Raw genomic sequence first — 8,946 nt, 5'->3', positions numbered from 1 at the left:
GAGCATGTGGTCCCCGGCTTGCGGCTGGCCGTGGACGGCGTCGCCCGGATCGCCGATTGGTCACAGCGTCGCGCCCTTCCGCGTCCGGAGGAGCAGAGGGTCGCCATCCCCGCGGTCGATGCGCAACCGCTCTCCGAGGCGGCGGCGCGCGAGCATCTGGTCGCTGCGGGCATTCCTGTCGTCCCCTCCTTGCATGTGCATGACGCCGAGGCAGCGGGGAAGGCGGCAGCAGAGCTGGGTGTCCCCGTGGCCATGAAGATCGTCTCCTCGGACATCGCGCACAAGAGCGATATCGGAGGAGTGCGGCTCGGTGTCGATCCTGACGGTGCTGCAGCCGAGTACGACTCGATCATCGCCGTCTGTCAGGCAGCCCGCCCTGATGCGCGCTTGGACGGTGTGCTCGTCTCACCGATGCGCGATGCGGCGGTCGAACTGCTGGTCGGCGTCACACGCGACGAGGACTGGGGTCTGCTGCTCGCCGTCGGTCTCGGCGGTGTGCTGGTCGAGGTTCTCGATGACGTGGTCCTCGCTCCGCTCCCGGCAGATGAGGAGACGGTCCGACGGATGCTCGACCGGCTGAGGGGCGGCGCTCTCCTCGACGGGGTTCGGGGCCGCCCGGCGGCGGACCGTGCTGCCCTGGCCTCGGCCATCGCCAGCATCGGACGCCTGGCCAGCGCGCTGGCCGAGCAGCACGGTGCTGCCTTCGACTCGCTCGAGATCAACCCCCTGCGGGTCGACGGTGCCACCGTCGAGGCTCTCGACGCGCTGGTGACCTGGCGTACCTGACGGCCCGAGCAGCGTCACCCCGACCACCTACTGATCCGAGGAGCAGAATGCACGACAAGCGAGTCCTGGTTACCGGCGCGGCCCAAGGCATGGGCCGTGAGATCGCGGTCGAGATGGCGCGGCGGGGCGCGGCCTTCGTGTCCGTTGCCGACCTCTCGATCGAAGGCGCAGAGGAGACTCTGGCGTTGGTCGAGGCTGCGGGCGGCAAGGGCCAGGTCGTGGGTGTGGACCTGAGCGACTCGGCGCAGGTCCGCTCGATGGTGGAGACGGCGCTGCGGGGAGGCGGTGGGCTGGACACCCTCGTCAACAACGCTGGGGTGATCGATTCGGCCTTCGCGCCTGACGACGCGACCGTCGAGAGGCTTCCCGAGCACGTCTGGGATCGGGTCTTCGACATCAACGTCAAGGCGGTCTACCTGGCCACCCAGGCGGCGAGCGCGGCCCTGCGGGCGTCGACCCGGGGGCCCTCGATCGTCAACGCCGCCTCGGTCGCCGGGCTCACCGGATACGCCACCCCGGCCTACGTGGCGAGCAAGGGCGCCGTGGTGCAACTGACGAAGGCGACTGCGATCGCGCTGTCGCCCGAGGTGCGCTGCAACGCATTCGCGCCCGGTTCGATCGAGACACCGATGGCCCTCGAGCGGATCGCGTCTGCGCCGGACCCGGAGCGTCAGGAGTGGCTGATGACCGGTGCTCACCTGATCCCGCGGTTCGGCACGCCCAAGGAGGTCGCTGACGTGGTCTGCTTCCTGGCGTCGGACGAGGCCTCGTTCCTCACCGGCGTGACCCTGCCCGTCGACGGCGGTCTCATGGCTTGGCGTGGTCTGCGGTGACCGATGGGAGCACGGCCGGGTCACGCCCGTTCCAGCCCTATGCGGGCTTCGGCGGTCAGGTGCGGACCACCATGGCGGAGTCAGAGCCCTGGTGGCCGCCTGCTCCCGCGCAAGCCCCTGCCGGCAGCCCGAACGTCGTCGTGATCCTCGCTGACGATCTCGGCTTCTCCGACATCGGATGCTTCGGGTCCGAGATCGCGACTCCGCACCTGGACGCGACGGCGGATGCCGGTCTGCAGTACACGAACTTCCGGGTCACGCCGCTGTGCTCGCCCACGCGGGCGGCCCTGATGACGGGCCTCAACGCCCATGCCGCGGGCATCGGGTTCCCCACCCACATCGACCCGGGCTTCCCGGGCTATCACTCTGAGTTGCCGCTCAGCCAGCCGACGATGCCGGAGGTCTTCCGATCCAACGGCTACGCGACACTCATGGTGGGCAAGTGGCACCTGTGCAAGGAGGACGACTTCCACGAGGCGGGTCACCGGCACAACTGGCCGCTGCAGCGTGGGTTCGATCAGTACTACGGCTTCCTCGAAGCGCTGACCGACTTCCATCACCCGCACCGCCTCTACGAGGGCAACTCGGTGGTGCACGTCGATGAGTACCCCGACGACTACTACCTGACCGACGACCTCACCGACCGCGCGCTTCGGATGATCCGCGAGGTCCGTGCCGCGGATCGCGACAAGCCCTTCTTCCTCTACTTCTCCCATGGCGCGGTGCACGCGCCGATGCATGCGAAGGCCGAGGACATCGCTCGGCAGCGCGGAAGGTACGACGAGGGCTGGGACGTCGTCCGCGAGCGGCGCCTGGCCAAGCAGATCGAGCACGGCGTGATGCCTCCTGACGCCGAGCTTCCGCCGCGCAACCAGGAGGACGGCCACGAGGTGGGTGCCTGGTCGGAGCTGAACCCCACGGAGCAGAGGGTGCACGCCCGGCACATGGAGGTGTACGCGGCAATGGTCGACGCCATCGACCGCAGCGTCGGCCGGGTGCGTGCTCTGCTCGCCGAGATGGGCGAGCTGGAGAACACCGTCATTCTCTTCTGCAGCGACAATGGCGCGGCTCGGTTGACTGACCAGCCGCGGCCGCGGCCGAGCTGGGCAAGCAGCAACGACACCGGTACCGCGACCTACTTCGGCTACATGCAGACGCCCGGCGTGGTCCCGCAGGTGGACGAGCAGCTGCCGGAGCGTCTCGACGCCCTCGGCGGTCCGACGACCTGGCCGCACTATCCGCGCGGCTGGGCGATGGCGTGCAATACGCCCTTCCGGCTCTACAAGTTCAGTGCGCTGCGGGGTGGCCAGCAGTCGCCATTGATCGTCTCCTGGCCGCAGGGCCTGGAGCGTGGTGGAACCTCGATCCGGCGTCAGTACGCCCACGTGACCGACGTGCTGCCGACGCTCGTCGACCTGCTGGGCCTGGAGCTGCCTGCCGAGCGCAACGGGATGCCTGCATCCGACCTGCACGGGGTCAGCTTCGCCCCCACCGTCCCCGATCCCGAGGCGCCGAGCTCGCACCTCGAGCAGTACACCGAGTGCGTCGGCAATCGGGGCTTCTACCGCGACGGTTGGGAGGCGGCCACGCACCGGCGTCCGGGCGTGCCGTTCGCGGCGGACCGCTGGGAGCTCTTCGACGCCTCCGACGTGACCCAGCGGCGGGACCTTGCCGACGAGCATCCCGAGAAGCTGGCGGAGCTCCAGGAGGCGTTCGACCAGGCCGCTCGGGCGAATCAGGTCTATCCGCTCGACGAGGGGTCCAAGGTCAAGTTCCTCCAGCATCCGCCGCGGCGGCCACCGGAGCCGGTGCGGATCCTCGCCGGCACGCCGACTCTCGAGCGGCATCAGTGCGGCTTCCTCATTCAGGGCCTCTCGTGGCGGGTCACCGTCGATTGGTCCTATCGCCCGGGTGACGAGGGCGTGGTGCTCGCGCATGGCGGCCAAGGCGGCGGCTACCAACTGCATGTCGAGGACGGTGCGCTGTGGCTGGAGCAGAACCAGTACGGCGCCCCACACCGCTTCGGGCCCGTTGCGATGACCGAACCGTCCTCGGCGCTGGAGCTGAGGATGGAGGTGGACGGCGGCAGGTGGACCGCCACCGTGCTGGTCGACGGCGAGCAGCGGCTGCGCGTTCCCGGCCTGCTCCGGTTCCTCTCCTATCTGCCGTTCGAGGGCATCGACGTCGGCGTCTGCCGGCGCTCCCCGGTCTCCTGGGACATCTATGAGAGGCGCCGGAGCTTCCCGTTCACCGGGGTCCTGAGGTCGGCGACCTACTACCCGGACCCGGCGACCTGGGACCAGGTGGATGCCCGGCTCGCGGAGGCTCGCGCCGTGGCACTCGGCATGCAGTGACGCCACGGGTCTGATCGAGACCCGGGGAGCCGCAGTGCACCGTCGATGACCCGCCTGAGAGGGTGACGGGGGTCACCGGAGTTGCGTTGGGGAGGCGTCGAGGTGACGCCGGAAAATTCATGCGCATGGTCTCTTGACGCACTGGGAATCTAGGTTAATGATTATGCGTGTCGTGATGTCCATCACGAGGCAGGCCCGATGAGGGCGCAACCGTAGGACGGAGATTCAGGCTCATGAACAGAGTGCTGGGTTCGCGGCGAACAGGAGTGTTCGCCGCAGCAATGCTGGTCGGGGCAGGAGCCCTGGCAGGGTGTGCCGAATCGGGCGGCGCAGATCAGTCTGGCGGCGACGGCATCAAAGCCGGCGCCACCATGGAGGAGTACCAGGAGGCGTTCGAGGACATCGACGAGATCACCCTCCTCACCCAGACCCCGGCCCCCAAGGGGTCGATGACCGGCTTGCCGCAGGAGAAGTACTACGCGGCTGTCGAGGAGTGGTCGGGCGGCAAGATCAAGTTCGACATCTCCTACTCGAACGCCGTGGCAGAGCCGACCGAGGCCGACGAGGCGCTGACCGACGGCCGCCTGGACATCGCGTCGGTGCTGCCGATCTACGACCCCAGCGAGTTCCCCGCCAACGCGGCGCTGATCGACGGCGGCTTCATCTCGGACCACAGCGCGATCGAGGGGGTCCTGAGCTCCAACGCCTGGCCGAACCAGGTTGCCTTCGAGACCGAAGAGATCATGGCGGAGTTCGACGACCACGGCATGGTGCCCTTGGTTCCCGTCTACAACTCCGGTGCCAACGCGCTGTTCTGCTCCCAGGCGCGCACCAGTCTGGCTGACCTCAAGGGCACCTCGGTCGGCTCCGGCGGGCGCTCCCAGTCCGCGGAGATCGAGGCACTCGGCGGCGCGCCCTCCTCGGTTCCCTACACCGAGCTCTACGAGAGCCTGCAGCGTGGCGTCGTCGACTGCACCGTCTCGACGCCCACCGTGGCGGTGCTGGGCGGCTTCCTGGCCGAGGCACCGTTCGTCACCATCGACCCTGCGGCGGGCTTCTCCGTCGCACCGGGTGCGCTGACCTTCAGCAAGACCACCTGGGAGACCCTGCCGCTCGTTGCCCAGCAGCTGCTGTGGGACCGCCTCGACGTCTTCGTCGCGGCGAACGTCGAGGAGAAGATCTTCACCAACAACGCCGAGATGGCCGACGTGGTGGCGAAGTCCAAGGGCAGCATCAACGCCTTCGAGGACGACGCACGGGCGAAGCTGCAGGCGAAGAACGAAGAGCTGTTGAAGGGCATCGCAGGCACCGACGCGGTGGCTGACGGCAATGCCCTGGTGGAGTCGATGCAGAGCGCGAACCAGGCCTGGCAGGAGAAGGTCGAGGGTCTCGGTCTCGACGATGTCGAGTACGCCGACTTCGGCGCCTGGTTCGCCGAGAACAAGGACTCGATCGACCTGAGCGAGTTCACGACGATGTTCTATGACGAGATCCTCGCGGAGCACCGTCCCTCCTGATCGCCGATCAGGACCAACGCAGCTGGTGGCCCGCAACCCGGGCCACCAGCACCCTCCTTCCGATGGAGATGAGATGAGCAACCCAGGACCCCGGCGTCCGGCATGGCTGAAGCCGGCGCTGTTGATCGAGGTCCCGGCCGTCGTCGTGACCTTCGCGATGATGTTCCACATCACCGCGAACGCGATCCTGCGGACCTTCAAGAACGAACCGATCGCCGACACGCTCGAGGTGACGCAGTACTGGTATCTGCCGATCATCGCCTTCCTCGGCTTCATGGCCGCCCAGGCGAGGGGGCAGCACATCGCTGCCGACCTGATCTATGAGCGGCTGCCTGAGGTCACCAAGCGCTACGTGCTGGCCGTCCTCTCTCTCCTCGCCGCGCTGGTATGCGCCGGCTTCGCCAAGTACGGCTGGGAGGAGGCAGTGCACGCGCACGACATCGAGAAGACCGCCGGCGTCAGCGACCTCTCGGCCTGGGAGCCCTACTACCTGGTGCCGCTCGCCTTCGCCGTGATGACTGTTCAGTTGCTCTGGGCCGCGGGCCGGGCGCTGATCAAGGGTGACAGCCAGCACATCGTCACCGATCCCGATGACCTGCTCCTTCTCGACGAGCTCGAAGAGATGGAGGCACGTGAGGCCGAGGAGGCTGCCGCAGCGCAGCAGGCCGGCGACCGTGCGCCGAACACCAAGAAGGAGGCACGATGAGTGCCGACACCGTTGACGCCACTGCGGAGACCGTGGCTGGGAACAGTGCCGGAGACGGACCTGGCCTGACCGACCACCCCAAGACCTCGGGACGCTCGTCGTGGGTGATCTTCGCGATCACCATGACCCTGCTGATCGGCTCGACCGTGGCGATGTTCCTGCCGCTGGTCCCCGAGGCGATCGGCCTCTCCGCGATCGTCCTGATGCTCTGCCTGATCTTCCTGCGCCTGCCGGTCGCGCTGGCGATGATCGTGCCCGCGTTCCTGGGCATGTACGCGCTGCGCGGAGAGCTGCTCGTCGAGAGCATGTTCCGCACGCTCCCCTACGGCCAGGTCACCGAGTGGACCCTCAGCGTGGTGCCCATGTTCATCCTGATGGGCCTTCTGCTCTGGCGCGCCGGGCTGACGGAGAGCCTCTACTCCGCCGGGCGCAAGTGGCTCGGCTGGATGCCCGGTGGGCTCGCCGTCGGAACCAACATCGCGGGTGCCGGACTGGCGTCGGTGAGTGGCTCCTCGGTCGGCACGGCCTACGCGCTCGCCCGCATCGGCATCCCCGAGATGCTGAAGGCCGGCTACGACAAGCGCCTCGCGATCGGTGCCGTGATCGTCGCCGGACTCCCCGGGCAGCTGATCCCGCCGAGCATCATGCTGGTGATCTACGCCGGCATCGCGGAGGTCCCGATCGGCCCGCAGCTCCTTGCCGGCATCGGCCCCGGCATCCTGGTCGCCGTCCTGTTCACGGTGATGATCGTGATCTTCGCCAAGCGTTGGGCACCCGCCGTCGACCTCAAGGCGGAGGCCGCACAGGTCACCTGGGGTGACCGCTTCGGCAGCCTGGTCAAGATCTGGCCGGTGCCAGTGCTGGTCCTGGTGATCGTGTGGGGCATGTTCTCCGGCACGTTCACAGCGACTGAGGCCGGTGCCGCAGCTGCGGTGGTGTCGCTGGTCATCACCTTCATCTGGAAGTGGGGCAACGGCCCGTTCCGCGCCATCGCGGACGCCTCCGTGGCCACGATCAGCAGTGTGGGCGCCATCTTCTTCATGCTGATCGGCGTCGAGGCGCTCTCCCGGATGTTCACGCTGACCGGGATCAGCACCGGGTTCGCCGAGCTGGTCGAGTCGATGGACCTCAATCGGGTGTCGTTCCTGCTGATGATGATGGTGGTCTACATCGTGCTCGGCACCTTCATGGAGCCGCTGCCGATGATGGTGCTCACCATCCCGATCCTCATGCCGACGCTGGAGTCCCTGGAGATCTCCCTGCTCTGGTACGGCGCCTTCGCCGTTCTGATGGGCGAGCTCGCCGTGGTCACGCCACCAGTCGGGATCCTCGCCTTCATCATCCACCAGATCACGAAGGAGCCCGAGGTCAACCAAGGCCAGAACATCAGGCTGAACGATGTCTTCAACGCCTGCTGGTGGTTCATGCCCATGGCCATCCTGGTCACGGTGATCCTGATCTTCTTCCCGGAGATCAGCACATGGATACCTGAGATGGCATCAAGCAATCAGTGATCTCCCGGGAAACGAAAGGACCTCACCATGACTGAGACCACCCACCGGGGTTGCCCGGTCGCGCACACCGACTTCACCGGGACGACGCCGATCTACGAGCACTACCGCATGCTCGACCAGGACCGTGAGGAGGCACGCTTCCTCTTCAACGACACCACCGAGCGCGGGTTCTTCATGCTGCAGCGCTACGACGACGTCCGCGAGGGCTTCCAGCAGCACGAGAACTGGACCACCGCGGTCCGGTCCGCGCTTCGCCCTGACGTGTCCGGCGAGCCGTTGCTGCCCCAGGACCTCAACGGTGCGGAGCACGTGAAGCTGCGACGGATCCTCAACCAGTTCTTCGCGCCGGCGGCGGTCCGCCGGATGGAGCCGATGGCCCAGCAACGTTGCATCGAGCTGATCGAGGAGATCCAGGGGGTGGGCTCCTGCGACTTCGTCGCCGAGTTCGCGATCCGCTACCCGACCGACATGTTCCTCGCACTGCTCGGCCTGCCGGTCAGCGACGGCGAGCAGTTCTTGGAGTGGTCCGACGACTACTTCAGCGCATTGCTCGCAGGTGATCCAGCCCGGGCGGCGGCGGCGAAGTCGAGCATCATGAGCTACTTCGACGACGCGGTGAACGAGCGCCGAGCCAACCCTCGGGATCCGAAGGAGGACATGGTCACCCGCCTGGTCGAGGCGCGCATCGACGATGTGCCGCTGACCCAGGACGAGATTCTCACCATCTGCCTGACGCTGATGCTGGCGGGGCTCGACACCACGCGTAGTGCGCTCGGCTACATCTACGCGCATCTGGCGAACAACCCGGCGGACCGCCAGGCGCTGATCGACGACCCCGCCCTGATTCCCAAGGCGGTCGAGGAGTTCCTTCGTCTCTATCCCCTGGTGTTCCAGGCCGGCCGTGAGGTTCAGGAGCCGCAGAGGTTCGAGGACCTCAAGCTGGACACGGGTGATGTGGTCTGGCTCGGCGTCGCGCAGGCCAACCGTGACCCGCGCAAGTTCGAGAACCCCGACCAGTTCGATCTCCACCGGCCCAATGCCAACCAACACCTGGCGTTCGGTGGCGGACCGCACCGTTGCCTGGGCATGCACCTCGCACGTCTTGAGCTCAAGGTCGTCCTGGAGGAGTGGCACAAGCGCATTCCCGAGTACCGGGTGGCGCCGGGAACCGAGCTGCGGGAGCGCGGCGTGCAGCTGAGCATGGCGTCGCTGCCGCTGGAGTGGGAGGTCTGAGCA

The 8,946-nt window shown here is 67.4% G+C and carries 7 protein-coding genes; all 7 read left to right on the top strand.

Translation table 11 applies throughout. The features are described 5' to 3' along the window. On the top strand, positions 1 to 786 hold a 786-nt coding region (locus ABD151_RS12020; protein WP_343994626.1), incomplete at its 5' end, for an acetate--CoA ligase family protein. 47 nt (positions 787 to 833) lie between these two features. Further along, positions 834 to 1,619 (top strand): SDR family NAD(P)-dependent oxidoreductase, encoded by a 786-nt coding sequence (locus ABD151_RS12015; RefSeq protein WP_343994623.1) that lies wholly within the window; start codon positions 834 to 836, stop codon positions 1,617 to 1,619. After that, a complete protein-coding gene (locus tag ABD151_RS12010; RefSeq protein ID WP_343994621.1) occupies positions 1,616 to 3,973 on the top strand; it encodes an arylsulfatase in 2,358 nt (785 codons plus the stop codon). The genes ABD151_RS12015 and ABD151_RS12010 overlap by 4 nt, the downstream gene beginning before the upstream one ends. A 371-nt stretch (positions 3,974 to 4,344) precedes the next feature. Continuing rightward, a complete protein-coding gene (gene dctP / locus ABD151_RS12005) occupies positions 4,345 to 5,490 on the top strand; it encodes a TRAP transporter substrate-binding protein DctP (RefSeq protein ID WP_343994619.1) in 1,146 nt (381 codons plus the stop codon). Positions 5,491 to 5,563: 73 nt separating this feature from the next. Further along, positions 5,564 to 6,196 (top strand): TRAP transporter small permease, encoded by a 633-nt coding sequence (locus ABD151_RS12000; RefSeq protein ID WP_343994617.1) that lies wholly within the window; start codon positions 5,564 to 5,566, stop codon positions 6,194 to 6,196. Continuing rightward, entirely contained in the window at positions 6,193 to 7,710 is a 1,518-nt protein-coding gene (locus ABD151_RS11995; protein ID WP_343994615.1) for a TRAP transporter large permease, read from the top strand. The genes ABD151_RS12000 and ABD151_RS11995 overlap by 4 nt, the downstream gene beginning before the upstream one ends. Positions 7,711 to 7,737: 27 nt before the next feature. Further along, entirely contained in the window at positions 7,738 to 8,943 is a 1,206-nt protein-coding gene (locus tag ABD151_RS11990) for a cytochrome P450 (protein WP_343994613.1), read from the top strand. The last annotated feature ends 3 nt before the right edge of the window (positions 8,944 to 8,946 follow it).

The sequence above is a fragment of the Nocardioides dubius genome (assembly GCF_039528155.1).
GTDB lineage: Bacteria > Actinomycetota > Actinomycetes > Propionibacteriales > Nocardioidaceae > Nocardioides > Nocardioides dubius.
Note: the sequence above shows the minus strand (reverse complement) of the source record. Positions and strands in the feature narration are given on the sequence as shown.

Excerpts from the sequence above, each read along its gene's own strand:
- ABD151_RS12015 (WP_343994623.1), top strand. The coding sequence starts at position 834 with ATGCACGACAAGCGAGTCCTGGTTACCGGCGCGGCCCAAGGCATGGGC.
- ABD151_RS11995 (WP_343994615.1), top strand. The coding sequence starts at position 6,193 with ATGAGTGCCGACACCGTTGACGCCACTGCGGAGACCGTGGCTGGGAAC.
- ABD151_RS11990 (WP_343994613.1), top strand. The coding sequence starts at position 7,738 with ATGACTGAGACCACCCACCGGGGTTGCCCGGTCGCGCACACCGACTTC.
- ABD151_RS12000 (WP_343994617.1), top strand. The coding sequence starts at position 5,564 with ATGAGCAACCCAGGACCCCGGCGTCCGGCATGGCTGAAGCCGGCGCTG.
- dctP (WP_343994619.1), top strand. The coding sequence starts at position 4,345 with ATGGAGGAGTACCAGGAGGCGTTCGAGGACATCGACGAGATCACCCTC.